The sequence below is a fragment of the Halomonas sp. Bachu 37 genome (genome assembly GCF_039691755.1).
Classification (GTDB): domain Bacteria; phylum Pseudomonadota; class Gammaproteobacteria; order Pseudomonadales; family Halomonadaceae; genus Vreelandella; species Vreelandella kashgarensis.
Genome location: NZ_CP137552.1, coordinates 2,197,710 through 2,222,875, shown reverse-complemented (window position 1 = coordinate 2,222,875; position 25,166 = coordinate 2,197,710). Strand labels below are relative to the sequence as shown.

Annotated in this window: 28 protein-coding genes; 20 read left to right on the top strand and 8 right to left on the bottom strand. The window is 63.0% G+C overall.

Annotated features, from left to right (window positions below; all coding sequences use genetic code 11):
* Positions 1-9: 9 nt before the first annotated feature.
* The 10 genes from grpE (at position 10) to R5M92_RS10165 (ending at position 10,524) form a co-directional block, all read left to right on the top strand.
* A complete protein-coding gene (grpE, locus tag R5M92_RS10210; RefSeq protein ID WP_346795824.1) occupies positions 10-639 on the top strand; it encodes a nucleotide exchange factor GrpE in 630 nt (209 codons plus the stop codon).
* 172 nt (positions 640-811) lie between these two features.
* Positions 812-2,743: a molecular chaperone DnaK gene (gene dnaK / locus R5M92_RS10205; RefSeq protein ID WP_346795823.1), complete on the top strand. Its 1,932-nt coding sequence runs from the start codon at positions 812-814 to the stop codon at positions 2,741-2,743.
* Positions 2,744-2,845: 102 nt separating this feature from the next.
* Positions 2,846-4,003: a molecular chaperone DnaJ gene (gene dnaJ, locus R5M92_RS10200; protein ID WP_346795822.1), complete on the top strand. Its 1,158-nt coding sequence runs from the start codon at positions 2,846-2,848 to the stop codon at positions 4,001-4,003.
* 248 nt (positions 4,004-4,251) lie between these two features.
* Positions 4,252-5,350, top strand: a protein-coding gene (prfB, locus tag R5M92_RS10195) for a peptide chain release factor 2 (protein WP_346795821.1) whose coding sequence is annotated in 2 segments (ribosomal slippage) — positions 4,252-4,326 and positions 4,328-5,350 — 1,098 coding nt in all. Because the reading frame shifts where the segments join, the coding sequence is not laid out codon by codon here.
* 34 nt (positions 5,351-5,384) lie between these two features.
* Entirely contained in the window at positions 5,385-6,899 is a 1,515-nt protein-coding gene (gene lysS / locus R5M92_RS10190; RefSeq protein WP_346795820.1) for a lysine--tRNA ligase, read from the top strand.
* A 60-nt stretch (positions 6,900-6,959) separates the two neighbouring features.
* Positions 6,960-7,346, top strand: coding sequence for a hypothetical protein (locus R5M92_RS10185; RefSeq protein WP_346795819.1), 387 nt, complete (start codon positions 6,960-6,962; stop codon positions 7,344-7,346).
* A gap of 70 nt (positions 7,347-7,416) precedes the next feature.
* A complete protein-coding gene (locus R5M92_RS10180) occupies positions 7,417-8,820 on the top strand; it encodes an MFS transporter (protein WP_346795818.1) in 1,404 nt (467 codons plus the stop codon).
* Positions 8,821-8,861: 41 nt separating this feature from the next.
* A complete protein-coding gene (locus R5M92_RS10175) occupies positions 8,862-9,170 on the top strand; it encodes a BolA family protein (protein ID WP_346795817.1) in 309 nt (102 codons plus the stop codon).
* An 11-nt stretch (positions 9,171-9,181) separates the two neighbouring features.
* Positions 9,182-10,012: a hypothetical protein gene (locus tag R5M92_RS10170; protein WP_346795816.1), complete on the top strand. Its 831-nt coding sequence runs from the start codon at positions 9,182-9,184 to the stop codon at positions 10,010-10,012.
* The gene (locus R5M92_RS10165) at positions 10,009-10,524 is read left to right on the top strand and encodes a GNAT family N-acetyltransferase (protein WP_346795815.1); all 516 of its coding nucleotides are present in this window, start codon (positions 10,009-10,011) and stop codon (positions 10,522-10,524) included. The genes R5M92_RS10170 and R5M92_RS10165 overlap by 4 nt, the downstream gene beginning before the upstream one ends.
* A 14-nt stretch (positions 10,525-10,538) precedes the next feature.
* Here the strand turns inward: R5M92_RS10165 and R5M92_RS10160 are convergent, their stop codons facing one another.
* Both R5M92_RS10160 and rsmD read right to left on the bottom strand, forming a co-directional pair.
* Complete coding sequence (locus R5M92_RS10160) at positions 10,539-10,715, bottom strand: cell division protein ZapB (protein WP_346795814.1); 177 nt, start codon at positions 10,713-10,715, stop codon at positions 10,539-10,541.
* A gap of 104 nt (positions 10,716-10,819) precedes the next feature.
* Complete coding sequence (gene rsmD, locus R5M92_RS10155; protein WP_346795813.1) at positions 10,820-11,428, bottom strand: 16S rRNA (guanine(966)-N(2))-methyltransferase RsmD; 609 nt, start codon at positions 11,426-11,428, stop codon at positions 10,820-10,822.
* 90 nt (positions 11,429-11,518) lie between these two features.
* Between rsmD and ftsY the strand changes: the two genes are divergently transcribed.
* From ftsY to rpoH, 4 genes are all read left to right on the top strand, one after another.
* Positions 11,519-12,802 carry a signal recognition particle-docking protein FtsY gene (gene ftsY / locus R5M92_RS10150; RefSeq protein WP_346795812.1) on the top strand — a complete coding sequence of 428 codons (1,284 nt, stop codon included), beginning with the start codon at positions 11,519-11,521 and terminating at the stop codon, positions 12,800-12,802.
* Positions 12,799-13,467, top strand: coding sequence for a cell division ATP-binding protein FtsE (gene ftsE, locus R5M92_RS10145; RefSeq protein WP_346795811.1), 669 nt, complete (start codon positions 12,799-12,801; stop codon positions 13,465-13,467). Before ftsY ends, ftsE begins: the two co-directional genes overlap by 4 nt.
* The gene (gene ftsX / locus R5M92_RS10140) at positions 13,464-14,438 is read left to right on the top strand and encodes a permease-like cell division protein FtsX (protein ID WP_346795810.1); all 975 of its coding nucleotides are present in this window, start codon (positions 13,464-13,466) and stop codon (positions 14,436-14,438) included. Before ftsE ends, ftsX begins: the two co-directional genes overlap by 4 nt.
* Positions 14,439-14,529: 91 nt before the next feature.
* Positions 14,530-15,396, top strand: a complete 867-nt coding sequence (rpoH, locus tag R5M92_RS10135) for an RNA polymerase sigma factor RpoH (RefSeq protein ID WP_346795809.1) — start codon at positions 14,530-14,532, stop codon at positions 15,394-15,396.
* A gap of 119 nt (positions 15,397-15,515) precedes the next feature.
* Here the strand turns inward: rpoH and slmA are convergent, their stop codons facing one another.
* The 5 genes from slmA to coaBC all read right to left on the bottom strand — a co-directional run bounded on the left by slmA (position 15,516) and on the right by coaBC (position 20,479).
* The gene (slmA, locus tag R5M92_RS10130; protein WP_346795808.1) at positions 15,516-16,124 is read right to left on the bottom strand and encodes a nucleoid occlusion factor SlmA; all 609 of its coding nucleotides are present in this window, start codon (positions 16,122-16,124) and stop codon (positions 15,516-15,518) included.
* A gap of 18 nt (positions 16,125-16,142) precedes the next feature.
* Positions 16,143-17,054, bottom strand: coding sequence for an acetylglutamate kinase (gene argB / locus R5M92_RS10125; protein WP_346795807.1), 912 nt, complete (start codon positions 17,052-17,054; stop codon positions 16,143-16,145).
* Positions 17,055-17,236: 182 nt separating this feature from the next.
* A complete protein-coding gene (locus R5M92_RS10120; protein ID WP_346795806.1) occupies positions 17,237-18,661 on the bottom strand; it encodes a phosphomannomutase/phosphoglucomutase in 1,425 nt (474 codons plus the stop codon).
* A gap of 28 nt (positions 18,662-18,689) precedes the next feature.
* Positions 18,690-19,154, bottom strand: a complete 465-nt coding sequence (gene dut / locus R5M92_RS10115; RefSeq protein ID WP_346795805.1) for a dUTP diphosphatase — start codon at positions 19,152-19,154, stop codon at positions 18,690-18,692.
* Complete coding sequence (coaBC, locus tag R5M92_RS10110) at positions 19,151-20,479, bottom strand: bifunctional phosphopantothenoylcysteine decarboxylase/phosphopantothenate--cysteine ligase CoaBC (RefSeq protein WP_346795803.1); 1,329 nt, start codon at positions 20,477-20,479, stop codon at positions 19,151-19,153. Before coaBC ends, dut begins: the two co-directional genes overlap by 4 nt.
* A 245-nt stretch (positions 20,480-20,724) precedes the next feature.
* On the opposite strand from coaBC, the gene radC reads away from it, so the two are divergent.
* The 6 genes from radC to R5M92_RS10080 all read left to right on the top strand — a co-directional run bounded on the left by radC (position 20,725) and on the right by R5M92_RS10080 (position 24,767).
* Complete coding sequence (gene radC / locus R5M92_RS10105) at positions 20,725-21,399, top strand: RadC family protein (RefSeq protein ID WP_346795802.1); 675 nt, start codon at positions 20,725-20,727, stop codon at positions 21,397-21,399.
* A 232-nt stretch (positions 21,400-21,631) separates the two neighbouring features.
* Entirely contained in the window at positions 21,632-21,868 is a 237-nt protein-coding gene (gene rpmB / locus R5M92_RS10100; RefSeq protein ID WP_230447225.1) for a 50S ribosomal protein L28, read from the top strand.
* 24 nt (positions 21,869-21,892) lie between these two features.
* A complete protein-coding gene (rpmG, locus tag R5M92_RS10095) occupies positions 21,893-22,048 on the top strand; it encodes a 50S ribosomal protein L33 (RefSeq protein WP_027337782.1) in 156 nt (51 codons plus the stop codon).
* 121 nt (positions 22,049-22,169) lie between these two features.
* Entirely contained in the window at positions 22,170-23,000 is an 831-nt protein-coding gene (mutM, locus tag R5M92_RS10090) for a bifunctional DNA-formamidopyrimidine glycosylase/DNA-(apurinic or apyrimidinic site) lyase (RefSeq protein ID WP_346795801.1), read from the top strand.
* A gap of 54 nt (positions 23,001-23,054) precedes the next feature.
* Positions 23,055-24,245 (top strand): class I SAM-dependent rRNA methyltransferase, encoded by a 1,191-nt coding sequence (locus tag R5M92_RS10085; RefSeq protein ID WP_346795800.1) that lies wholly within the window; start codon positions 23,055-23,057, stop codon positions 24,243-24,245.
* Positions 24,246-24,311: 66 nt separating this feature from the next.
* Positions 24,312-24,767, top strand: a complete 456-nt coding sequence (locus R5M92_RS10080; protein WP_346795799.1) for a thioesterase family protein — start codon at positions 24,312-24,314, stop codon at positions 24,765-24,767.
* 56 nt (positions 24,768-24,823) lie between these two features.
* On the opposite strand, the gene R5M92_RS10075 is transcribed toward R5M92_RS10080, so the two are convergent.
* Positions 24,824-25,072 (bottom strand): SlyX family protein, encoded by a 249-nt coding sequence (locus R5M92_RS10075; RefSeq protein WP_346799338.1) that lies wholly within the window; start codon positions 25,070-25,072, stop codon positions 24,824-24,826.
* Positions 25,073-25,166 lie beyond the last annotated feature (94 nt).

The following is a 25,166-nucleotide window of genomic DNA, read 5'->3' as shown; positions in this document are numbered from 1 at the left end:
GAGTTTCTCATGGCGAAAGATCCCCAGACCCCCCCCGAAGACGAGTTGGCGCGCCGTGAACAGGAGACGGAGACGCCGGAGCAGCAAGCCGAGGAGCGCCTGGTGGAAGGCGAGTTGGAAGGCCTGATCAACGACGAAGAGGCGCTGCACGTCGAATCCGACAACCCCGAGGCGGAAATGCTGGCGGCCAAGGTGGAAGAGCTCGAACAGAGCCTGGCCGAGGCCAAGGACCAGTCCTTGCGGGCGGCGGCGGAAGCGCAGAACGTGCGCCGGCGCGCCGAGCAGGAAGCGGAAAAGGCACGCAAGTTCGCCCTGGAGAAGTTCGTCAAGGAGCTGCTGCCGGTGGTGGACAGTCTCGAGAAGGCGCTTGAGGCGATGGACGAGGAGGCATCCGAAGTCCACCGGGAAGGCGTGTCGATGACCCTGAAAATGCAGCTCGACGTACTGGGCAAGTTCGGCGTCGAAGCCATCGAACCCCACGGCGAGCCGTTCGACCCGCAGCTCCATGAAGCCATGGCGATGGTGCCCAATCCCGAGCTCGAGCCCAACAGCGTGATGGACGTCATGCAGAAGGGCTACCAGCTCAACGGTCGACTGGTTCGCCCGGCAATGGTCGTCGTCAGCCAGAAAGTCGAATAACCGCCGGGTGAAGTCGCTTTTCAAGCAAAAAAACCTTGAAAAGCCGACAACGACCCCCAGATAGATGGCAACCCCGCGGTAAGCGCCGCGCAGACAATTCAACCGCACCAGCTGAACGCAACCAGTGCGGTATCAATTAAATATCGACGCAACTAATTTCGAGGTTTTTGCTATGGGACGCATCATTGGTATTGACCTGGGCACAACCAACTCCTGTGTCGCCGTGCTGGATGGCGACAGTGCCAAGGTAATCGAGAACGCCGAAGGCGGTCGCACGACTCCTTCCATCATCGCCTACACCGAAGACGGTGAAACCCTGGTAGGCCAGGCGGCCAAGCGCCAGGCGGTGACCAACCCGGAAAACACCCTGTACGCCATCAAGCGCCTGATCGGCCGTCGCTTCAAGGACGATGTCGTGCAGAAGGACATCAAGATGGTGCCGTACACCATCACCGAAGCCGACAACGGCGATGCCTGGGTGGAAGTCAAGGGCAAGAAGATGGCGCCGCCCCAGGTCAGCGCCGAAGTATTGAAGAAGATGAAGAAGACCGCCGAAGACTATCTCGGCGAGGAAGTGACCGAGGCGGTGATCACCGTGCCGGCCTACTTCAACGATAGCCAGCGTCAGGCCACCAAGGATGCCGGTCGTATCGCCGGGCTCGACGTCAAGCGCATCATCAACGAGCCGACTGCGGCGGCGCTGGCCTACGGCATGGACAAGGCCCGCGGCGACAAGACCATCGCGGTCTATGACCTGGGTGGCGGGACGTTCGATATCTCGATCATCGAAGTGGCCGATGTCGACGGTGAAACCCAGTTCGAGGTGTTGGCCACCAACGGTGACACCTTCCTCGGCGGCGAAGACTTCGACCTGGCCCTGATCAACTACCTGGTCGACCAGTTCAAGGCCGACAGCGGTATCGACCTGTCCGGTGACAATCTGGCCATGCAGCGTCTCAAGGAAGCTGCCGAGAAAGCCAAGATCGAGCTGTCCAGCGCCCAGCAGACCGACGTCAACCTGCCCTACATCACGGCCGACAATACCGGTCCCAAGCACCTGAACGTCAAGGTGACCCGGGCCAAGCTGGAAGCCCTGGTGGAAGATCTGGTGCAGCGTTCGCTCGAGCCGTGCAAGATGGCGCTCAAGGACTCCGGCCTCTCCGCTTCCGAGATCGACGAAGTGATCCTGGTCGGCGGCCAGACGCGCATGCCGATGGTGCAGAAGAAAGCAGCGGAGTTCTTCGGCAAGGAAGCGCGCAAGGACGTCAACCCGGACGAAGCCGTGGCCGTGGGTGCCGCGATTCAGGGCGGTGTCCTGGGCGGTGACGTCAAGGATGTACTGCTGCTCGACGTCACCCCGCTGACGCTGGGCATCGAGACTCTCGGTGGCGTGATGACCCCGCTGATCGAGAAGAACACCACCATCCCGACCAAGAAGACCCAGACCTTCTCGACCGCGGATGACAACCAGACGGCCGTGACCATTCACGTGCTGCAAGGCGAGCGCAAGCAGTCCGGCGGCAACAAGTCCCTGGGTCGCTTCGACCTGGCCGACATCCCGCCGGCGCCGCGCGGCGTGCCGCAGATCGAAGTGGCGTTCGACCTGGATGCCAACGGTATCCTCAACGTCTCGGCGAAGGACAAGGCGACCGGCAAGGAGCAGTCGATCGTGATCAAGGCCTCCAGCGGCCTGACCGACGACGAGATCGACCAGATGGTCCGCGATGCCGAGGCGCATGCCGACGAGGACAAGAAGTTCGAGGAGCTGGTGCAGCTGCGCAACCAGGCCGACGGCATGATCCACGCCACGCGCAAGACGCTGGAAGAAGCCGGCGACAAGGCCAGCGACGAGGAGAAGCAGGCCATTGAAACCGCCATCACCGAGCTCGAGGAAGCGGTCAAGGAAGACGACCGCGACGTCATCCAGACCAAGCTCGATGCGCTGACCGAGGCTTCCGGCAAGCTCGCGCAGAAGCTGTACGCCGAACAGGCGGAAGCCGCGCAGCAGGAAGGCGGTGAAGGCTCCGAAGGCGGCGCCAAGGCGGAAGACGATGTGGTTGACGCCGAGTATGAAGAAGTCAACGACGAGCAGAAGAAGCAGTAACGCACTCTTTCTGCCAAGGTAAGCGGCGGCGCGGGAGACACCTCCCGCGTCGGCGTTTGCACGGCCAAGACGCTTTATTAGACCAGGAGGCGCAAAGGACCCATGTCCAAACGCGATTATTACGAAGTCCTGGGTGTCGAAAAAGGGGCTGATCAGAAAGAGATCAAGAAGGCCTACCGCCGCCTGGCGCAAAAATTCCACCCTGACCGCAATCCCGACGACACGACTTCTGCCGAGAAATTTCGTGAAGTCTCCGAAGCTTACGAAGTTCTCAGCGATAACGAGAAACGTGCCGCCTATGATCAGTTCGGTCATGCCGGTGTCGATGGCCAGGGCGGAGGCTTTGGCGGTGGTGGCTTCGGTGGCGGTGGTGCCGGCGACTTCAGCGACATCTTCGGCGATGTCTTCGGCGACATCTTCGGTGGCGGCGGCGGTGGGCGTCGGCGCGGTCCCAACGCACCCGCACGCGGCTCTGATCTGCGTTACAACCTGGAACTCGACCTGGAGAGCGCCGTATCCGGTACCACGGTGGATATCCGGGTACCGCGTCATATCGAGTGCGACCGTTGCGATGGCGAAGGCGCCGAGCCGGGTTCCACCAAGGAAACCTGCCCGACCTGCCATGGTCATGGCCAGGTTCGCATGCAGCAGGGCTTCTTCGCCGTGCAGCAGACCTGTCCCACCTGCCATGGTAGCGGCCAGCAGATCAAGGTGCCGTGTCACAAGTGCAACGGCGAAGGCAGGGTGCGCGAGACGCGCACGCTCTCGGTGAAGATCCCGCCGGGCGTGGATACCGGCGATCGCATTCGCCTCAACGGCGAAGGCGAGGCCGGTATCAACGGCGGCCCGCCGGGCGATCTGTACGTGCAGGCGGCGATCAAGCCGCACCATATCTTCCAGCGCGACGGCAAGCACCTGCAATGCGACGTGCCGATCAACTTCGTCGATGCGGCGCTGGGTGGCGAGCTCGAAGTGCCGACCCTGGATGGCCGGGTCAAGCTGAAGATTCCGCCCGAGACCCAGACCGGCAAGCTGTTCCGCCTGCGCGGCAAGGGCGTCAAGCCGGTTCGTGGTGGCCCCGCCGGAGATCTGCTGTGCAAGGTGGTGGTGGAAACGCCGGTCAACCTCAACGATGAGCAGAAAGACCTGCTGCGTCAGTTGCAGGAGAGTTTCGATGGCAGCAACAGTCATAGCCACTCACCGAAGAAAACCGGCTTCTTCGATAGCGTGAAGAAGTTCTTCGAGGATATGAAGCCGTAACCTCTTCTATCCTCGGCTTGCTGTTTGCCGAGTCGTAAGGTGACTAACCCCGCTTTTCCAACTGGAGGCGGGGTTATTCGTTGGTCCGATGGATGCGATGCGCTCGCTGTTTCGTTACAATAAGCGCCTTTTTCACGCTGTCGTGGTTCACTCTCACGCGTTGCGCGGCGGTTTTGTTTCGCTGGCGCTCCTTCGCCATGACTGCGCACTTGTAGCCATCTTCTCTTTCCAACCGTCAAGGCGAATCCATGCTGGAAACCAATCCGATTCATAACCTCATCAAGGACCTGTCTGAGCGGACAGATGTTCTTAGGGGGTATCTTTGACTATGCCGAGAAGCAGGATCGGCTAGAAGAAGTCTCTCGCGAACTGGAAGACCCCAACGTCTGGAACGATCCGGACTACGCCCAGAAGCTGGGCCGTGAACGCGCCTCTCTGGAAGCCATCGTGGCCACCATCGACGAGCTGGACCAAGGCCTGGGCGACAGCCGCGATCTGCTCGAGCTTGCCGAGATGGAGGAGGACGAGGGCACGGTAGATGAGGTCAGCAAGGAGCTGGCCGGCCTGCAGTCCGCCCTGGAGAAGCTCGAGTTCCGGCGCATGTTCTCCGGTGAAATGGACCAGAACAACGCTTACCTGGATATCCAGTCCGGTTCCGGCGGCACCGAGGCACAGGATTGGGCCAACATTCTGCTGCGCATGTACCTGCGCTGGGCCGAACACCACGGCTTCAAGTCCGAGATTCTCGAAGTCTCCGCCGGTGACGTGGCAGGCATCAAGTCGGCATCGCTGCATATCCAGGGTGACTACGCCTTCGGCTGGCTGCGAACCGAAACCGGCGTACACCGGCTGGTACGCAAGAGCCCGTTCGATTCAGGCGGTCGGCGGCATACCTCCTTTGCCTCGGTCTTCCTGTCACCTGAAATCGACGACAGTTTCGAGGTCGAGATCAATCCTTCGGATCTGCGGGTGGACACCTACCGCTCCAGCGGCGCCGGCGGTCAGCACGTCAACACCACCGATTCCGCCGTGCGTATCACCCACGAGCCAACCGGTATCGTGGTGGCTTGTCAGAACCAGCGCAGCCAGCACGCTAACCGTGACTTCGCCATGAAACAGTTGAAGGCGAAGCTGTGGGAACACGAGATGCAAAAGCGCAACGCCGCCAAGCAGGAAGCCGAAGATGCCAAGGCCGATATCGGCTGGGGCAGCCAGATTCGCTCCTACGTGCTCGACGACCAGCGCATCAAGGATCTGCGTACCGGCGTACAGTCGAGCAATTGTGAAAAAGTGCTCGATGGCGATCTGGATCAGTTTATCGAAGCCAGCCTCAAGCAAGGTTTGTAATCTCTTCAGGGTTTGATCATTTACAGGGTGCCCGATGGCTAACCAAGACGCGTCTTCTCACGACAACGAAAACCACCTGATCGCCGAGCGTCGCGCCAAGCTGGCCGCGCGCCGCGAGCGTGCCGCCGAGACCGGCGAAAGCGCCTTTCCCAACGACTTTCGCCGCGACAGCCTGACCATCGAGCTGGAGCAGGCGCTGGGCGACAAGGACAAGGCCGAACTCGAATCGCTGAACCAGCGGGCCGGTGTGGCCGGGCGTATCATGCGCAAGCGCGGTCCGTTCATCGTGATCCAGGACGTCGCCGGGCAGATCCAGCTCTATGTCGACAAGAAAGGGTTGCCCGCCGAGCTGCTGGAAGACATCAAGAGCTGGGATATCGGCGATATCGTGGCCGGCCGCGGTCCGGTACACAAATCCGGCAAGGGCGACCTGTATGTGATGATGGAAGAGGCCAAGCTTCTGACCAAGAGCCTGCGCCCGCTGCCGGACAAGTTCCACGGCCTCACCGATACCGAAGCGCGCTACCGCCAGCGCTACGTCGACCTGATCATGAACCCGCAATCGCGCAAGACCTTCGAGACCCGGGCGGCGATCATCAGCTCCATGCGGCGCTTTTTCGAGGCGCGCGGATTCATGGAAGTGGAAACGCCGATGCTGCAGCCGATCCCCGGCGGCGCCACGGCGCGCCCGTTCGTGACGCATCACAATGCGCTGGATATCGACATGTTCCTGCGCATCGCGCCGGAGCTTTACCTCAAGCGCCTGGTGGTGGGAGGCTTCGAGAAGGTTTTCGAGATCAACCGCAACTTCCGCAACGAAGGACTTTCCACGCGGCACAATCCCGAATTCACCATGGTGGAGTTCTACTGGGCCTACGCCGACTATCGCGACCTGCTCGACATGACCGAGCAGATGATTCGCACGGCGGCCGAGGAGGTGCTGGGCACCACCACGATCGAATATCAGGGGGCGAGCTACGACTTCGGCAAGCCGTTTGCGCGTCTCTCGTTGCGCCAGGCGATCCTCGATCATGGCGAAGGCATCCAGGAGAGCGATCTGGACGACCTGGAAAGCGCCCGCGCCCTGGCCGGGAAACTGGGTATCAAGGTCAAGCCGAGCTGGGGACTGGGCAAGCTGCAGACGGAAATCTTCGAGGAAGTCGCCGAACACAAGCTCGACCAGCCGACCTTCATCACCGCCTACCCGGCGGAAGTCAGTCCTCTGGCACGGCGCAACGATGCCGACCCGTTCGTCACCGACCGCTTCGAGTTCTTCGTCGGCGGCCGCGAGATCGCCAACGGGTTTTCGGAGCTCAACGATGCCGAGGACCAGGCCGAGCGCTTCCGCGAGCAGGCGGCGGAGAAGGACGCCGGCGACCTGGAGGCGATGTATTTCGACGCCGATTACATCCGTGCCCTGGAGTACGGACTGCCGCCTACGGCGGGCGAGGGCATCGGTATCGACCGGCTGGTGATGCTGTTCACCGACAGCCCATCCATCCGCGATGTGCTGCTGTTTCCGGCAATGCGCCCGGAAGTCATGGAATAATTGGTAAGGGGCGCGTTAAGCGCCCATAATGGTTAGCGTTTCGACGGCGAGGAGAATCCCATGAAACTGCTTAATCGCTCCGCCCTGAGCGTCAGGCCGACCCAGCACTTCGTTGATTGGATCAATGCGCTGGAACCCACCATGGGGGACGACGACCTGACTCTGGACGACGTCGAGCGTGAAAGTACCATCTATCTGATTCCCGAGATGGACACGCCGGAAGCGCTGGCGACGTTGGTTCGCGAGCGTTACGCCGAGATCCTCGAGACCGAGCTGAAAGCGTGGGAAGAGGATGAGCGGCAGTGGCCCGAGCGGCTGGACTGGGATCTGTTTCAGCGCTTTCTGCGGGTGGAGCACAGCTATCTGGCCATCGACCTTGACGACGAAACACCGCTGGAAATCTCCGAAATCGACGATGCGCTGTTGCTGGACAATGAACAGGACTGATCGTATCGCTTGACTCGTTCCCCCTGAAACCGGCCTTGGCCGGTTTCGCTGTTTAGGAAATCCCTCGGACATGCGACTGTTCGAAACCCGCCCCGGCGATGACGGCCTGCCCGGCCGTGAACGCAAACTGGCAGTATTGGCTCTGGTGACCGGCACCTTGATGGCGGTGGTGGACACCACCATGATCAACCTGGCGCTGCCTTCGATCGCCGCCGACCTGGCCATCCCCGCTTCGCGAGCGGTGTGGATCACCAACCTCTTTCAGGTCGTCTGCGCCGCTTTCCTGCTGGTATTCGCCGGTATCAGTGAATTGATGACCCGGCGGCGGCTGTACCTGTTCGGCCTGGGGCTTTTCGTCCTGGCCTCGGTCGGCAGTGCCTTGTCCACACAGCTGGAAACGCTGCTGGTGTTCCGGGCGCTCCAGGGGTTGGGGGCGGCGGCGACACTGTCGATCGGGCCTTCCCTCTATCGCGCCGTGTTTCCCTCCCGGCTGCTGGGCAGCGCCCTGGGCTTGAGCGCGCTGGTGGTGGCCGGTGGCTATGCAGCCGGACCGACCTTGAGTGGCGTCATTCTCTCCTTTGCCACCTGGCCGTGGCTATTCGCGCTGAATGTGCCGTTGGGGCTGAGTGCCTTGTGTCTCGCCTGGTTCGCCTTGCCCCGGGAAACGCCGCGCCAGGGCAGCTTCGATACCTTGGGAGCGCTGCTCTCCATCGCCATGCTGGCGAGCTTCTTCCTGGCCATGGATGCAGTCGGCCATGCCGCGCCGCTGTGGCAAAGCGGTGGATGGGCGGTGCTGGCCGTTGGTGCCGGGGTCGGGTTCGTGGCACGCCAGAAACGCGCCGCGTATCCGCTATTGCCGCTGGTGGTGTTCAACGAACTGCGTTTCAGCCTGGCGGTTTCCGCCTCGGGCCTGGCCTTCGTCGGTCAGGGGCTGACCTTCGTGGCGTTGTCGTTTCTCTATCAGCAGGAGATGGGCTTCACCCCGCTGGAAACCGCCTGGCTGTTCACCCCCTGGCCGCTGGCCATTATGCTGGTGGGGCCGGTGGCGGGGCGCCTGGCGGACCGCATCAATCCCGGACTGCTCTCCAGTACCGGCCTGCTGCTGCTGATAGCCGGGCTGGTGGCTCTGGCCCTGGTGGATGATTCGACGAGTGTACTGAACAGCCTGTGGCGCACCGCTCTGTGCGGCATCGGTTTTGGTCTGTTTCAGCCGCCCAACAACCGGGAGATGATGGGCAGCCTGCCGCGTGAGCGCAGCGCCAATGTCTCGGGGGTGATGAGCACCACACGCACGGTGGGGCAATCCTTCGGGGTGGCGTTGGTCGGGGCGGCCATGGCGGCGGGCTGGCCGGTACAGGCGACCTTGTGGCTGGCGGGTTTCACCACGCTGCTGGCCCTGGTGGTCAGCGTGGCGCGGTTTCCCCTGGCGGGCAGGGCGATGGCCGCGCAACAGGCGTCGTCGGCGAGTGACTAAACGCGTACAATTGCGCGAGTTGTTCTCTTCAGGAGAGGGTCATGACCATTCAGGCACTGATTGAAACCAAGCTCCAGGCGCTGGATCCGCTCCATGCCTATGTGGAAAACGAAAGCCACATGCACAATGTGCCGGCCAATTCCGAAACCCATTTCAAGGTGACCCTGGTCAGCGAGCGCTTCGACGGGATGATGCCGGTGAAACGTCATCAGCAGATCTACTCCCTGCTGGCCGAGGAACTGTCCGGCCCGGTGCATGCCCTGGCGCTGCATCTCTATACTCCCGCGGAATGGGAAGCTCGAGGCGGGTCACGTCCCGCCTCTCCCAACTGCCGTGGCGTTGGCCAATAGGCGGTGCTTGCGTGATCGGCGAGCCGCAACGTCGGCAGTATCTGGATGCCATGGGTCTGACCTCCTGGGCATCGCGCTACCGGCTGCCCAACGCCAGGCCCACGCCGACCTGCTCCTGGGAAGAAACGGTAGAAGAGGTTCGTGCGCCGAGCGACAAGCTGCATGCCCTGCTGGATGAGGCGCAACAGGCCACCGCGGCGGATGCTGCGGCGAAGGTATCCCATGTTGCCGCGCCCCAGCCCGTTCGCCAGCGAGCGCGCCAGCTGCTGAATATCGGCTCACAGGAAGCTACGGAAGATACCCCCGCTGAAGCCTCTGCTGAGCTGTCGGCCCCTCGGGCATCCACGCCATCCCTTTCGCCACCACTGCGCTTTGTGCTGCATGTGGCCTGCCTGGGCGGGCGTTGGCTGGTGTTGCAGACATCCGAGCCTGGTCAGGTAGAGCGGCGCTTGCTGCATGCGATGTTGCAGACCGCCGGTATTGGTTTGCCCAGCCCGCCCGAATTCGACGTGTTCCAGTGGCCGCAGCTGGAGCTTGAAGGGATGTCCCAAGGCGCTTCCCTAGAAGAGGCGCAGGAGGGCCTGCAGGCCTTCGTCGCGGGTTGTGCCCGGCGAGGCTGGGCGCCCACCCGGTTGCTATGGCTGGGTGCGGATGAAACGAGTCCGGTGGCACCGGTCATGGCAGAAGAAGAGGCGCATAGCCGGACGCTGGGTTTGCCCATCAGCCACTTGCCCGCTCTTGCCGAGCTGAGCCGCAATGCCGAGCTGAAACGCTCCTCCTGGCCGCAGCTGCAGGCACTCGCCACATTATGGCGCGAGGGCGAGGAGCGGCAAGCCACATGACGCTTGCGCCAGATGGGGAAGAGGGGGAGGCGATGACATTGGAGAGGCTCGATGAAACCCACCAGGCCGCCCTTGTCGACCTTGAGTCCCGCGCCGGCAGCGGCATGAGCGAAAGCCAGCTGGCGATGGCACTGAGCGACCCGCAAGCGACGGTGCTGGGGATATGGCGGGAACCCGAAAGTGGCGAGAACGCTTCACTGCTGGGCTATGCCTGGCTGGCGCGCCAGCCGTTCGATGCCGAATTGCTGGCGCTGGGCGTGGCGCCCGATGCCCGGCGCTGGGGGCTGGGGCGCCTGCTGCTGCAAGCGCTGGTCGAGACGGCATCCCGCTGGGGCAGCGAGCGACTCTTGCTGGAAGTGCGCGCGACCAACGCGGCCGCCATCGCGCTATATCGACAGGGCGGATTCAGCATCGATGGTCGTCGCAAGGGGTATTATCCTCCTGTGCCGCCTCAGACCGCGCGTGAGGATGCGTTGCTGATGTCGCGGCTTGTATCGCCGGTTGTCGATTAGGCGCCGCTATCGCTCTATGCCTCGTGGAACTTGCCCAACAATCCCTTCAGGCGGTTTTCCCACTCTTCATGTTCCTGCTTGAGGCGCGCATTTTCACTGCGTAGCTCGTCGTTTTCCAGCTTCATCAGTTCCAGCGTTTCCACGGCGCTGGTGACTTTTTGCTCAAGCTGGGAGAACAGTTCCAGGCTCATTCGTACCTCCATCGGTAACGGTATTGCCATCGAAAGACAGCGGGTGCAGAGATAGGGCGAGCGTAACGTGACTCCCGTGCGGCCACAAGAATGTTTTCGCTGGTTCAGGCGTCTCGCCGATAAAGCCTGGCGATACCCTCGCCGGCCCGGGTTTCACGATGCAGCTGCCAGCTGGCGGGCACCTGGGGAGAAAGCGAGGCTTCCGTTTCCAGGTAGATGTAAGCCTGCTCCGTCAACCAGCCGTTTTCCAGGGCGGCGCAACAAGGTGCCGCCAGGCCTTGATGGAAGGGCGGGTCGAGGAACACCAGCGAAAATGGCTGCTGTGAGGTGGCGAGAAAAGCGCTGGCGTCCTGTGCCGTCACTGGTTGATCCAGGGCTAGCGAGACCAGATTGGCGCGCAGTTGCTCGGCGACCTGCGGGTCGCGCTCCACGAACTGCACTTCAGCCGCCCCTCGGGACAGCGCCTCGATTCCCAGGGCGCCGGTGCCGGCGAACAGATCCAGCGCCCGGGCTCCGCCCAGTTGCGGGCCCAGCCAGTTGAATAGGGTTTCGCGGACTCGGTCGGGCGTCGGTCGCAAGCCGGGGCTTTCCAGCACCGGCAGCAACCGTCGACGAAATTCGCCGCCGATGATGCGTAGCTTGCCGCCTGAGCGAGCCTGCGGCTGGGAGCGAGAAGACCTTTCTCGGCCTGAATTCTGGCGTTTGCGTGTCATGGGGCGATTGTAGCGGCTTGCGTGTCCCAAGTCTCGATGCGCAATGTTAGGATGGAGCAAACGTTCACCCCTTGAAGTCGGATTCCACTCATGTTCGGTTTTTTCAAGCGTAAGAAAAAGCAAGACGACGATACCCAGTCCCAGGATGACCTGCCGGCAAAAGCGCCGACACCGGACGAGGCCGAGCCGGCAGAGAAGGAAGAAGACGCCACGCCTGCGGTTGAACCCGCGCCTTCTCCCGCCGAGCCTGTCGTGCCAGAGCCAGAGCCAGAGCCAGAGCCAGAGCCAGAGCCAGAGCCAGAGCCAGAGCCAGAGCCAGAGCCAGAGCCAGAGCCAGAGCCAGAGCCAGAGCCAGAGCCAGAGCCTCGTCCGGCACCCGCGGCCCGCGAAAAGCCGGTCGCGGAGAAACAGGGCTGGTTCGCGCGTATCAAGTCGGGCCTGGGCAAGACCCGTGCCAATTTCACCGACGGTGTCGCCGGCCTGTTCCTGGGCAAGAAGCAGATAGATGACGAGTTGATGGAGGACCTGGAGACCCAGCTGCTGATGGCGGATGTGGGAATCGAGGCCACCACCGAGATCATCGATAGCTTGACCGCCCGTGTCTCGCGCAAGGAGCTCAAGGAGCCGCAGGCGCTCTATCGCGCCCTCCAGGAGGAGCTGGCCGCCATGCTGGCGCCGGTCGCGACCCCGCTTACCCTGACACAGCCGGCCGCCGGCCCCTTCGTGATCCTGGTGGTCGGGGTGAATGGCGTCGGCAAGACCACTACCATCGGCAAGCTCACCCAGCGTTTCCAGCGTGAAGGCAAGCGGGTGATGCTGGCGGCGGGTGACACCTTCCGCGCCGCGGCGGTCGAACAGCTCAAGGTATGGGGAGAGCGCAACGATGTGCCGGTGATTGCCCAGCATACCGGTGCCGATAGCGCCTCGGTCATCTACGATGCCGTCGCGGCCGCCAAGGCGCGGGGCATGGACGTGTTGATCGCCGATACCGCCGGCCGCCTGCACAACAAGGGCCATCTGATGGAGGAGCTGAAGAAGGTCCATCGGGTCATGCAGAAACTGGATGCCGAGGCGCCCCATGAAGTGATGCTGGTGCTGGATGCGGGCACGGGGCAGAACGCGATCTCCCAGGCCAGTACCTTCAATGAAGCCGTGCCCATTACCGGCATTACCCTGACCAAGCTCGACGGTACCGCCAAGGGTGGCATCATCTTCGCCCTGGCCAAGCAGCTGGGCACGCCGATTCGTTTCATCGGGGTGGGCGAGGGGCTGGATGATCTGAGGCCCTTCGTCGCCCAGGATTTCGTGGCGGCGCTATTCGATAGCGATGAACGCAACTCGGAGGGGACGTCCCGGAGCGATTCCCGGGCATGATCGCGTTCGAGCATGTGGGCAAGCGCTACGGGGGCCGTTTCGAAGCGCTGGCCAATCTGGACTTTCGCGTTTCCCGCGGCGAGATGGTATTTCTCACCGGCCACTCGGGGGCCGGGAAAAGCTCGCTGTTGCGCCTGATAATGCGCCTGGAGCGGCCCAGCCGCGGCAGGGTGGTGGTGGCCGGACACGATATCGCCCGGCTTCACGCCAGCCAAGTGCCTTTCTACCGCCGCCAGGTCGGCGTGGTGTTTCAGGATCACCAGCTGTTGTTCGACCGCAACATTTTCGCCAATGTCGCCTTGCCGCTGGAAATCCAGGGCACCGAGCCCCGTGAAGCCGCGCGCCGCGTCCGTGCCGCCCTCGACAAGGTGGGCTTGCTGCACCGTGAAAAGGCCCTGCCTATCGAGCTTTCCGGCGGCGAGCAGCAGCGGGTGGGGATCGCTCGGGCGGTGGTCAACAAGCCAGCGCTGTTGCTGGCCGACGAACCCACCGGCAACCTGGACCCGCAGCTTTCCGCCGATATCATGGGGTTGTTCGAGGATTTTAATCGTATCGGTACCACTGTCATGATCGCCAGCCACGATCTCGCCCTGATCGCCAGGTTGCGCCATCGTATCCTGCGCTTGCGCGATGGCCGCCTGGTCGCGGATGAGAAGCCCGTATGAGACACGCTTCCCCGACTCCCAAACGCGGTGCCCAGAGCCATGCGCCCCAGGCGCGCAGCCGTCTGCGCGCCTGGGCCCGCCACCATCGCGCCATGCTGGTGGATAGCGCCCGCCGCCTGGTCAAGCAACCGTTAGGCAACTTGCTGACCATGCTGGCCATCGCTATCGCGCTGGTCCTGCCAGCCGCCCTGTGGCTGACCCTGGATAGCGCTCGCCTGCTGGATGCCGAACTCGAAGAGAGTGCCACTCTGACCGTCTACCTGGCACGCGAGGTGGACCAGTCCCAGGCCGCCCGAGTCGACGAGGCAATCGCCGCGCACCCGGCGGTAATGACCACACGCCTGGTAAGCGCCGAGCAAGGCATGGCGGAGTTCCAGCAGGCGCTGGGGCTGGCGGATGCCCTCGACGGACTCGAGGATAACCCGCTGCCCGCCAGTATCGTAGTACGCCCCGCCGTGCCAGAGCCCCAGGCGATGCAACGCCTGGCCGAGGCCCTGGAGGAGATGACGGGGGTCGACGAGGTGCGCCTGGATCTCGCCTGGATCGAGCGCCTGCGCCACCTGGCCGAGCTCGGGCGACGGCTGGCCCTCGCGCTGGGCGTGCTGTTCGGGTTCGGCGTGTTGCTGGTAGTGGGCAATACGATACGTCTGGCGGTGGAGAGCCGACGGCGGGAGATCGAAGTGGTGATGCTGATCGGTGCCACGCATGCCTTCGTGCGCCGTCCCTTCCTGTACAGCGGTGCCTGGTACGGCCTGGGCGGCGGGATTTTGGCACTAGGCCTGTTGACCCTGGGCAACCATTGGCTTTCGCTGCCGGTGGCGGCGCTGGCGGCAAGTTACGGCGCGGGCTTCAGCCTGCCCCAGCTGGACTTGGCAGGCTCTACAATCCTGCTATCTTGCAGTACACTACTAGGCTGGCTAGGCGCCTGGCTGGCGGTAAGCCGTCACCTTGCCAGCATGCGGGCACGTTAGGCCCGCTGGCATACTGAGCAAATAGGGAACATCGTGTTGCATGCGGTGTCCTATAGTGACAGAAACGGGTTTACAGGGAGACATCCTGCACATGAGCAATAGTCTTCTACCGGTGGGACAGCTTTCTCCGGGGCACGACCTGGGCGGCTATATTCAAGCCGTCAACGGCATCCCCGTGCTTACCGCCCAGGAGGAGCGTGAGCTGGCGTATCGCTTGTATGACGAGGGTGATCTTGAAGCGGCACGTCGCCTGGTGCTGTCGCACCTGCGGTTCGTGGTGCACATCGCACGCAGTTATTCCGGTTATGGCTTGCCCCAGGCGGATTTGATCCAGGAAGGCAACGTCGGTTTGATGAAAGCCGTCAAGCGCTTCGACCCCAACCAGGGCGTGCGCCTGGTATCGTTCGCAGTGCACTGGATCAAGGCGGAAATCCACGAATTCGTGCTGCGCAACTGGCGCATCGTCAAGATTGCCACCACCAAGGCGCAGCGCAAGCTGTTCTTCAATCTGCGCAGCGCCAAGAAGCGCCTGGCCTGGTTGAACAACGACGAAGTCGATGCCATCGCCAAGGACCTCGATGTCAAGCCCGAGGTCGTGCGCGACATGGAAGGGCGTCTTTCCGCCTACGACGCAGGCTTCGATGCCTCGCCGGGCGAAGACGAGGACAGCGTCTACCAGGCACCGGTACATTATCTCGACGACGCCGCCTCCGACCCGGCCGCGCAGCTGGAGGACAGCGATTTCGAAGCGGATTCCACGCGCCGCTTGCAAGGCGCCCTGGAGCTGCTGGATGATCGCTCTCGAGACATCCTCCAGCGTCGCTGGCTGGCCGAGGAAAAGGCCACCCTGCACGATCTGGCTGATGTCTATGGTGTCAGCGCCGAGCGTATCCGACAGCTGGAAAAGAACGCCATGAAAAAGATCCGTCAGAAAATGGGAGATACGCTGGCGGCCTGATCGGCCGCTGCGGTTCTCCCTTTTAGCGCTCTTGATCTCTCAGGCTCTCTCCCGCCCCTTGACCCCGGCCCTTGTGCCGGGGTCAAGCATTGTTGCTGCCTCGTACAAACTGGCGTCGTTCAGGCCGGCTGCGCTACCGGATGCAATAGCTGGGCGGAGAGCAGCACCCACTGATCTTCCCAATGCTCGGTGGGCAGACGCTGGAAATCGCTTCGCACGTACTGCGAGATGCGCCCTTCCGCCTGGGCCATCAACAGGTTGGCGGCTGCCGAGGCGGTGATGGTAGGGCGTAGCCCTTCGCGTAGTTCCGCTTCGCGCAGTACCTGCTTGAGCTGGGTTTCCAGGCGCTCGAACAGCTGATGGATGCGCTGGCGCAGGCGGGCGGTTTCGCCGGTGAGCACATCTCCGCCCATTACCCTGGAGAGCCCGGGATTCTTCTCGGCGAAGCCCAGTAGCAGCGTGATGATGGTATGGCAGCGCGCCAGGGTATCGGGGACTTCCTCCAGAATGCGCGTGATGCGGGCGAACAGGTTCTCCTCGATGAAGTCGATCAAGCCTTCGAACATCCGCGCCTTGCTGGGAAAGTGGCGGTAGAGCGCCGCTTCGGAGACGCCTACCTGGCGGGCCAGCGCGGCGGTGGTGATGCGCTTGCCGCTATCCTCTTCCAGCATCAATGCCAGGGCCTGGAGAATCTGTTCGCGGCGGCGGGGTTTGTGTTCTTCTGTCATGGCAATAACCTCGCTGCCCTAGCTGGCGTCGGTAATCAAGGTACCCACCCCGGCATTGGTGAATATCTCCAGCAGCGTGGCGTGAGCCACGCGCCCATCGATGATATGCGCGCTTTTCACGCCTCCTTTCACTGCCTCCAGGGCGCAGCGAATCTTGGGCAGCATGCCGCCGTGAATGGTGCCGTCGGCAATCAGCGCGTCCACCTGGGCCGTGGTCAACCCGGTCAGTACGTGACCTTCGCCATCCATCAGTCCGGCGACGTTGGTCAACAGCATCAGTTTCTCGGCGCCCAGCGCTTCCGCCACCTTGCCCGCCACCAGGTCGGCGTTGATGTTGTAGCTGTGGCCCTGGTCATCGACCCCGATCGGGGCGATGACGGGAATGAAGTCACGCGCGGCGAGCAGTTCGATCAGCTCGGTGGAGATGTGCTCCACTTCACCCACATGGCCGATATCGATGATCTCCGCCGCGGTCATCTCGGGGCTCTGTTCGGGGCTTTGTTGCTCCACCTTGAGCTGGCGCGCGCGGATCTGCCCGCCATCCTTGCCGGTGAGGCCGATGGCCTTGCCGCCGCTCTGGTTGATCAGGTTGACGATGCTCTTGTTGACCAGCCCGCCCAGCACCATCTCCACGACATCCATGGTCTCGGCATCGGTGACCCGCATGCCGTTGACGAAGCGCGACTCGATGTTGAGCTTGGTCAGCAATTCGCCGATCTGCGGTCCGCCGCCGTGTACCACCACTGGATTGATGCCAACCTCTTTCATCAACACGATATTGCGGGCGAAGGAGTCGATCAGGGTCTTCTCGGTCATGGCGTTACCGCCGTACTTCACCACGACGGTCTTGCCGGAGAACTGCTGGATATAGGGGAGGGCTTCGGAAAGCACCTCCACGACGACGCGAGGATCGCGACTGGTCGGGTTCATGGGGTTTCCCTTGCTGTGTTATCTAGCGCCACCGAGATGGCGCCGTTTATGTGTTATGTAACGTCTTGGTGTCATGGCTGACGTTTTTCTAGTCGGGTGCTGATACTTCTTGAAGCGTCTCGATACTCTGCCCCGGGGTGAGCCCCGGGGGTTGCGCTCCATGCCAAGCGCTCTCTGTCGTGTTAGAGCGGTATCTCCAGGTCGTCGGCGACCTGCTTGAGGGCCGCGGCGAACTGCTGGCGGATGCGTGCCAGGGCGGCATCGTTCTTGCCTTCGAAGCGCAGCACCAGTACCGGCGTAGTGTTGGAGGCGCGGCACAGTCCCCAGCCATCGGGATAGTCCACACGAATGCCGTCGAGCGTGGTCTTGACACCTTCGCCGAAGTCGCCTTCCCGGGCAAGTCTCGCCACCAGGTCGAACTTGGTGTCGTCGGTGACGGTAATGTTGATTTCCGGTGTGCCGATGTCCTGGGGGAAGCTCTCGATGAAAGTATCGGCATCCTCTGGTTGGTTGGCCAGGATCTCGAGCAGGCGGGCGGCGGCGTAAAGGCCGTCGTCGAAACCGTACCAGCGCTCCTTGAAGAAGATGTGACCGCTCATCTCGCCGGCCAGCTGGGCGCCGGTTTCCTTCATGCGCGCCTTGATCAGCGAGTGGCCGGTACGCCACATTTCCGGCTCGCCACCGGCATCGGCGATCACCTGGGTCAGGTTGCCGGTACACTTGACGTCGAAGATGACCTTGGCCCCGGGGTTGCGCGTGAGCATGTCGGTGGCGAAGGCCATGAGCAGGTGGTCGGGATAGATCAGCTTGCCGCTGGGCGTGATCACCCCCAGCCGGTCGCCGTCGCCATCGAAGGCCAGGCCGATATCGGCCCCGGTCTCCTGAACGCTGCGAATCAAGTCCTGCAGGTTTTCCGGCTTGCCGGGGTCGGGGTGGTGGTTGGGAAAGTTGCCGTCGATCTCGGCGAACAGCGGAATGGTCTCGGCGCCCAGCCGCTCCACCAGCTTCGGGCCAAGCTCGCCGGCCACGCCGTTACCGCAGTCGACCACTGCCTTGAGCGGGCGGGCCAGTTTGACGTCGCCGAGGATGCGCTCGAGGTAGGCATCGCGAACGTCTTCCTGGCGGATATCGCCCTGGCCGCTCTCCAGCTGGTTATCGCGAATGCGCTGGTACAAGGCGGTAATGGTGTCGCCGGAGAGCGTTTCGCCGCCGAGGACGATCTTGAAGCCATTGTAGTCGGGCGGGTTGTGGCTGCCGGTGACCATCACCCCGGAGCTTGTGCCCTCGATGATATGGGTGGCGAAGTAGAGCACCGGCGTGGGAACCATGCCGATATCCACCACGTTGCGTCCGGCGGCGTTGAGCCCGCGCATCAGCGCGGCTTGCAGGCGCGGGCCGGAAAGGCGGCCGTCACGGGCCACGACGACGGTGGATTCGCCGCGAGCGGCGGCTTCACTGCCGATGGCGCGGCCGATCTGCTCGACGCCCGCTTCGGTCAAGGTTTCGTCGACGATGCCGCGGATGTCATAAGCGCGGAAGATGGAGGCGGGTACCGACGGCGTGGTGTCGGCGGATGGCGACGTAGAAGAGTCGGAGGCTGAAGTCATGGTCGTCCCTGCTTGTAAGGTGAAAGGTTCAGTGGGAGCCCGTGCTGCCGAAGCCGCCACTGCCACGGATGCTGTCGTCAAACTGCTCCACCAGCTGCAACTCGGCCTGCACCACAGGTACAAGCACGTACTGTGCCAGGCGCTCGAACGGGGCGAGGCGGAAGGCGGTGGCGCCGCGGTTCCATACCGAGATCATCAGCTCACCCTGGTAGTCGGAGTCGATGAGGCCGACCAGGTTGCCGAGCACGATGCCGTGCTTGTGCCCCAGGCCGGAGCGGGGCAGGATCATGCCGGCCAGCGCCGGATCGCCGATATGGATGGCCAGTCCGGTACGCACCAGTTCGCACTGGCCCGGCTCCAGCCGTAACGGCTCGTCCAGCAAGGCGTGCAGGTCCATGCCGGCGGAGCCGGCGGTGGCATACCGAGGAAGATAGTCGCGCATGCGCTCGTCGAGCAACTTGAATTGCAGCCGCGGTGAGGGCGGTAGGGTCATGAGGTTTCTCCGGGGACGAGCAGATCGAGTGCGCGGTGAACGATGGTGGCGGCGAGCTGGCGCTTGGGTTGGGCGGGCAGTGCATCGCTGTGCGTTCCCTGCGGGGTACGCCACAGGACCCAGGCGGCGTTGACGTCGCTGCCGAAGCCAAGTCCGGCCTGGGAGACATCGTTGGCCACGATCATGTCGAGCCCCTTGCGCATGAGCTTGTCACGGGCGTAACGCTCCACGTCGCGGGTCTCGGCGGCGAAACCGACCACCAGGGTGGGGCGTGACGAGGTCGGCAACGCGGCCACGGCGGCGATGATGTCGGGGTTCTTGACCAGGGTCAGAGTCAAGGTCTCTTCGTCTTCGCGCTTTTTCATCTTGTGCTCGGCGGGGGCTTCGAGCCGGTAGTCCGCGACTGCGGCGCAGCCGATGAAGATATCCGCCTCGGGAGCCAGCTCCCGGGCGGCGGCATGCATCTGTTCGGCGGTCTCCACTTGGATCAAGGTCGCCCCCTTGGGCGCGGCCAGCTCGACCGGTCCGCTGATCAAGCTGACGCGCGCGCCAGCGGTCAGGGCGGCGGCGGCCAGGGCGTAGCCCATCTTGCCGGAGCTGTGGTTGGAGAGATAGCGCACGGGGTCGAGCGGCTCGCGGGTGGGTCCTGCGGTAATCACCACATGGCGATTGTTCCCCGCTTTCGACACGCCACCAGAGCCAACGTAGGCGCGGGGGTCGGAGTCGGCAAGAGGCTCGCTAGCGGAATCGGTCGCGGAAAGCGGAAAGCGGCCGAGCGAGGAGAGGCTCGCCAATACTTCCTGGGCGATCGTCTCGGGCTCGCTCATGCGCCCCGGGCCGATATCGCCGCAAGCCTGGTCGCCAGCGTCGGGGCCGATCATCCACCAGCCGTCGGCCGCCAGTTGTTCGGCATTGCGCTGGGTGGCCGGGTGGCGCCACATGGCCTGGTTCATGGCCGGCGCCATCATCTTGCTGGCATCGCTTGCCAGGCACAGTGTCGTCAGCAGGTCATCGGCCATGCCGTGTACCAGTCGCGCCATCAGATCCGCCGTGGCCGGTGCGACAACGATCAGGTCCGCCCAGCGCGCCAGCTCGATATGGCCCATGCCCGCCTCGGCTTCGGGGTCGAGCAGGGAGGTGCGTACGGGTTCGCCGGAAAGCGCCTGCAGGGTCAAGGGAGTGATGAAGGCTTGGGCCCCGTCGGTCATCACCACGCGCACTTCGCACCCGGCCTGCTTGAGCAGACGTATGAGCGAGGCGCTCTTGTAAGCGGCAATGCCGGCGCTCACGCCCAGCAGGACGCGCGTTGCAGAAAAGGGAGGCATGACGGATATCCGCATCGTTCATTCAGTAGGCTTACCATACCATTCGCGCCGGGGCTTGCGTAGGCGGCACAGCGTCTCGGCATCGGGTTATACTGGCGGGCGCCAAATTTCGCTTCGCCCTGGATCGAGTGCCGACCCATGGCGAAATCATGAACGCGCGTGTTGGGACTGGGTCGAGTCGGCTGGAATCGAGCACGGCTGGTCGAGTATGAAATCAGGTCGAGTATGAAATAGGGGGAGCGGGGATGGGGATCAATCACTGGCCGGAAGGCGAGCGGCCACGAGAAAAGCTGCTTGTCATGGGGCCGCAGGCGCTCTCCGACGCAGAATTGCTGGCGATCTTTCTACGCGTGGGCGTGGCGGGACGCTCCGCGGTGGATCTGGCGCGCGACCTGCTGGCCGCTTTTGGGGGGCTGCGCCAGTTGCTGGAAGCCGACCAGGCCCGTTTCTGCGCCGAACACGGGCTGGGTACGGCCAAGTTCGCCCAGCTTCAGGCCACCCTGGAGCTGTCGCGCCGGCACCTGGCCAGTCAGTTGGCCCGCGGCAACGCCCTGACCTCGCCGGCACTGGTACGCCATTATCTGAGTTCGCAGATGCGCCACCTCGATCACGAGGAGTTCGCCGTACTGTTCCTCGACACCCAACACCGCATCATCCGCTACGAGTCGCTGTTTCGCGGCACCCTGGACAGCGCCTCGGTCTATCCCCGGGAAGTGGCCAAGCGGGCGCTCGAGCTCGGTGCGGGGGCGGTCATTCTGGCGCACAATCATCCATCCGGCGTGGCCGAGCCCTCCGATGCCGACCGGCGTATCACCGACCGCCTGAGCCAGGCGCTGGCCCTTTTCGACGTGCGCATTCTCGATCATTTCGTGGTGGGCGACGGCGAGGTGATCTCGTTCGCTGAACGCGGCTGGTTATGAATCGAGCAAGGCAGGGGTTGACAGTATGCGATTAGCCCGTGAAACGGGCTTTTTTAGGGGAAATGTCTCGCTTTGCTTGCCCAATAGGGGCCGCTCTGGTATAAAGTGCCACCTTTGAATTAGGGTTGAATAACGGGCTTGGGTTAAACGACGCGTGACACCTTTGGGTGCCGCCCCCTCTTCCGGTTTGCCCGCCAGTTTTGAACAACTCGCCAAGCGGTTGGAGGCTCTCATGTCCAAGGTATGTCAGGTTACCGGCAAACGTCCGGTGACTGGAAATAACGTTTCTCACTCCCAGCGCAAGACACGTCGTCGTTTCTTGCCGAACTTGCACACCCATCGTTTCTGGGTGGAATCCGAAAGCCGCTTCGTCAAGCTGCGCGTCTCTTCCAAGGGCATGCGCATCATCGACAAGAAAGGCATCGAGACGGTTCTGGCCGATATCCGCAAGCGCGGCGACGCCATCTAAGCTGAATCCTGGGAGAGTAAAACCATGCGCGACAAGATCAAGTTGGTGTCCAGTGCCGGTACCGGCCACTTTTATACCACCGACAAGAACAAGCGGAACACACCGGACAAGTTCGAATTCAAGAAGTACGATCCGGTCGTCCGCAAGCACGTCATGTACAAGGAAGCCAAGATCAAGTAACCCTTCGGGCCTTGATCCGCTTCACCGCAGGCGAGTGCCTGTCCAAGAACCCGGCTGCCGCCGGGTTCTTGCGTGTGGTTTGCACTGACCGACAACGATGACCTGAGTCGAGCGATTCATCATGCCCGAGCTGCCCGAAGTCGAGACCACGCGCCGTGGCATCGCCCCCTATCTGGAAGGTGCCGAGATTACCGAAGTCCTGGTGCGCCAGTGGCGCCTGCGGGTGCCGGTGCCCCTTGATCTGGACCAGCGGCTGATCGGTGCCCGAGTCGGCCCTCTTGCCCGACGCGCCAAGTACCTGCTGATCCCCGTTGAGCAGGCCGGTGGCGCTAGCGCCACACTGCTCTGGCACCTGGGCATGTCGGGTAGCCTGCGTATTGCCCGGCTCGGTGAGCTGCCGCGCAAGCACGATCATGTCGATGTGGTGTTCGATAACGGCCACGTGTTGCGCTACCACGATCCTCGTCGCTTCGGCTTCGTGGATTGGCTCCAGGGCGGCGAACATGACGACAAGCGGCTGGCTCACCTGGGGCCGGAGCCGCTTTCCCCGGCCTTCGACGGCAATCGGTTGTATCAATTGTCACGCGGTCGTCGCATGGCGGTGAAACCCTTTCTGATGGATAACGCCGTGGTGGTGGGGGTGGGCAATATCTATGCCTCCGAAGCCCTGTACATGGCGGGGATCGATCCCCGCCGCGCCGCAGGGCGTATCTCGCTGGCCCGTTACGAGCTCCTGGCTCAGGCGTCACGCGACGTGCTGGCGGCGGCGATCACCCAGGGCGGGACGACGCTGAGGGATTTCGTCAGCGGCACGGGCGAGCCTGGTTACTTCGCCCAACGCCTGAACGTCTATGGTCGTCACGGCCAGCCGTGTCACCAGTGCGGTCGTGAACTTAAACGGGTAGCGCTCGGCCAACGTGCCAGTGTGTTCTGCCCCGGCTGCCAGCACTGACCTGCCGGCGCCCAACCAACTTTTTCGCCCAACCGACTGTTTGTGGAGATTGTCGTGACTCAACGTCTGCGCCTGAAAAAGAATGCCGACCGCCGCCTGAAAGCCGGGCACCTGTGGATCTACTCCAATGAAGTGGATACCGAAGCGACGCCCCTGAAAGTCTTCGAGGGCGGCGAGGCGGCCCTGGTGGAGGCGTCCAACGGCAAGACGCTGGGCGTGGCTTATGTCAACCCGCATTCGCTGATCTGCGCCCGTGTCATGTCGCGCGATCCAGCCATGCGCCTGGATCGGTCGTTGTTCGTGCATCGCTTCAACCAGGCGCTGGCATTGCGCAAGCAACTGTTCGATGCGCCGTTCTATCGCTTGATCCATGGCGAAGGCGACCTGTTGCCGGGGCTGGTGATCGACCGTTTCGGCGATGTCCTGGTCGTGCAGCTCAACACCGCCGGCATGCAGGCACTGGCCGACGAGATCGTCGATGCCCTGGAAAAGGTGTTGAGCCCCGAGGTGATCGTCTTCCGCAACGATACCGGCGGCCGCCGCCAGGAGGGCCTGGAGTCCCAGGTGGAAGTGGTCAAGGGAACCTTGCCCGAAGAGGTGCTGCTGGAGGAGAACGGTGTGCGCTTTGCCGTGCCCGTGCTGAGCGGCCAGAAGACCGGCTGGTTTTTCGACCATCGCATCAACCGCGCCTGGCTCAACGGCCAGGTGGCGGGCAAGCGCGTGCTGGACGTTTTCAGCTATGTCGGCGGCTGGGGAATCCAGGCGGCGGCCCACGGGGCTTCTGAGGTGCTGTGTATCGATTCCTCGGCCAAAGCGCTGGAACAGGTCGCGTATAATGCCGCGCTGAACGGTCTACATGAGCAGGTGGCGGTGGGCGAGGCGGATGCTTTCGAGGCCCTGGCTGCCTTGAAGGCCGATGGCGAGCAGTTCGACGTGATCGTCCTCGACCCGCCCGCCTTCATCAAGAAGCGCAAGGATATCCCCAACGGCGAGCGTGCCTACGCCCGCCTGAACCGTGAGGCGATGCGCCTGCTGGGGCGCGACGGCCTGCTGCTGTCGGCGTCGTGCTCGATGCATCTGGCGCCGGAGCGCCTGGTGGATGTGGTACGCGGCGCGGTGCGCCATCAGGATCGTCATGGGCAGGTAATTTTCCAGGGGCACCAGGGACCGGATCATCCGGTTCACCCGGCGATTCCCGAAACCTCTTACCTGAAGGCGCTGGGCGTAAGGGTCTTCCGCGACTGAAGCCGTACCGGGCCGCTTACGTCTGGCGACGGGGCGGCGGGAAGTCGCCGATGCAAGGAGCCGAATATGTCACCGTCATGGGATTTACCGGACCCATTCGTGCTGGATATCACGGTGCAGGACGCCGCGATAGATGCCTATCGCCACGTCAACAACAGTGAGTATCTGCGCTGGGTCGAGCAGGTCAGCTGGGCACATTCCGCCGCGCTCGGCCTGGATCTCGCGCGTTACCGTGAGCTCGATCGTGCGATGGCCGTGCATCGCCATGAGCTGGATTACCTGGCACCGGCCCATGCCGGCGACCAGCTGCGCCTGGCGACCTGGATCGTCGAGTGTGACGGCCGACTGAGTCTCACCCGGCGCTTTCAGCTGCTGCGCCCGCAAGATGGCAGGACCCTGCTTCGGGCGCGTACCCGCTTTGCCTGTATTGCTCTCTCCAGTGGTCGACCCAAGCGCTTGCCCGACGAGTATCGCGACATCTACGGCAGCGCCGTGGTAGCGGAAGCGAACGACGCTGGCTGAACGCCCATGCCTGGCGCGTTCGCAGTGACACCTGCCAGGCGGATGTAGTGAAATGCTCAGTAGTGCGGCGGCACTTCGTCTTCGGGTCGGGGTGTCGCATTGGCATTGTTATCCTGCCAGGCCTGCTGCTGTTCGCGCAGGCGGTGCTGCATCAAGGCACTGAGCTGCTCGAGACGTTCCAGCCGTCTTTCCTGCTGGGCCACGGCCTGATCCAGCGTGTCCAGCCAGTGTTCCTGGTAAGCGATGCGGCTTTCCAGCGCCTCTAGACGGGTATCGAGCTCGGCAGGCGAAAAATCCTGGTTCATCATGTAACATTGCAACCTTATGTGTTATGTCCGGTCTTGTCGAACCTGATAAGCTGGGTATTGTCCTTCGTCTGTTATTGCTACAACAAGAGAG

Excerpts from the sequence above, each read along its gene's own strand:
- radC (WP_346795802.1), top strand. The coding sequence starts at position 20,725 with ATGGGGATCAATCACTGGCCGGAAGGCGAGCGGCCACGAGAAAAGCTG.
- argB (WP_346795807.1), bottom strand. The coding sequence starts at position 17,054 with ATGAACCCGACCAGTCGCGATCCTCGCGTCGTCGTGGAGGTGCTTTCC.
- grpE (WP_346795824.1), top strand. The coding sequence starts at position 10 with ATGGCGAAAGATCCCCAGACCCCCCCCGAAGACGAGTTGGCGCGCCGT.
- coaBC (WP_346795803.1), bottom strand. The coding sequence starts at position 20,479 with ATGCCTCCCTTTTCTGCAACGCGCGTCCTGCTGGGCGTGAGCGCCGGC.
- R5M92_RS10185 (WP_346795819.1), top strand. The coding sequence starts at position 6,960 with ATGAAACTGCTTAATCGCTCCGCCCTGAGCGTCAGGCCGACCCAGCAC.
- lysS (WP_346795820.1), top strand. The coding sequence starts at position 5,385 with ATGGCTAACCAAGACGCGTCTTCTCACGACAACGAAAACCACCTGATC.
- R5M92_RS10180 (WP_346795818.1), top strand. The coding sequence starts at position 7,417 with ATGCGACTGTTCGAAACCCGCCCCGGCGATGACGGCCTGCCCGGCCGT.
- R5M92_RS10160 (WP_346795814.1), bottom strand. The coding sequence starts at position 10,715 with ATGAGCCTGGAACTGTTCTCCCAGCTTGAGCAAAAAGTCACCAGCGCC.
- ftsY (WP_346795812.1), top strand. The coding sequence starts at position 11,519 with ATGTTCGGTTTTTTCAAGCGTAAGAAAAAGCAAGACGACGATACCCAG.
- R5M92_RS10075 (WP_346799338.1), bottom strand. The coding sequence starts at position 25,072 with ATGAACCAGGATTTTTCGCCTGCCGAGCTCGATACCCGTCTAGAGGCG.
- R5M92_RS10165 (WP_346795815.1), top strand. The coding sequence starts at position 10,009 with ATGACGCTTGCGCCAGATGGGGAAGAGGGGGAGGCGATGACATTGGAG.
- dnaK (WP_346795823.1), top strand. The coding sequence starts at position 812 with ATGGGACGCATCATTGGTATTGACCTGGGCACAACCAACTCCTGTGTC.
- rsmD (WP_346795813.1), bottom strand. The coding sequence starts at position 11,428 with ATGACACGCAAACGCCAGAATTCAGGCCGAGAAAGGTCTTCTCGCTCC.
- dut (WP_346795805.1), bottom strand. The coding sequence starts at position 19,154 with ATGACCCTACCGCCCTCACCGCGGCTGCAATTCAAGTTGCTCGACGAG.
- rpoH (WP_346795809.1), top strand. The coding sequence starts at position 14,530 with ATGAGCAATAGTCTTCTACCGGTGGGACAGCTTTCTCCGGGGCACGAC.
- slmA (WP_346795808.1), bottom strand. The coding sequence starts at position 16,124 with ATGACAGAAGAACACAAACCCCGCCGCCGCGAACAGATTCTCCAGGCC.
- R5M92_RS10080 (WP_346795799.1), top strand. The coding sequence starts at position 24,312 with ATGTCACCGTCATGGGATTTACCGGACCCATTCGTGCTGGATATCACG.
- mutM (WP_346795801.1), top strand. The coding sequence starts at position 22,170 with ATGCCCGAGCTGCCCGAAGTCGAGACCACGCGCCGTGGCATCGCCCCC.
- R5M92_RS10120 (WP_346795806.1), bottom strand. The coding sequence starts at position 18,661 with ATGACTTCAGCCTCCGACTCTTCTACGTCGCCATCCGCCGACACCACG.
- ftsE (WP_346795811.1), top strand. The coding sequence starts at position 12,799 with ATGATCGCGTTCGAGCATGTGGGCAAGCGCTACGGGGGCCGTTTCGAA.
- R5M92_RS10175 (WP_346795817.1), top strand. The coding sequence starts at position 8,862 with ATGACCATTCAGGCACTGATTGAAACCAAGCTCCAGGCGCTGGATCCG.
- rpmB (WP_230447225.1), top strand. The coding sequence starts at position 21,632 with ATGTCCAAGGTATGTCAGGTTACCGGCAAACGTCCGGTGACTGGAAAT.
- dnaJ (WP_346795822.1), top strand. The coding sequence starts at position 2,846 with ATGTCCAAACGCGATTATTACGAAGTCCTGGGTGTCGAAAAAGGGGCT.
- rpmG (WP_027337782.1), top strand. The coding sequence starts at position 21,893 with ATGCGCGACAAGATCAAGTTGGTGTCCAGTGCCGGTACCGGCCACTTT.
- ftsX (WP_346795810.1), top strand. The coding sequence starts at position 13,464 with ATGAGACACGCTTCCCCGACTCCCAAACGCGGTGCCCAGAGCCATGCG.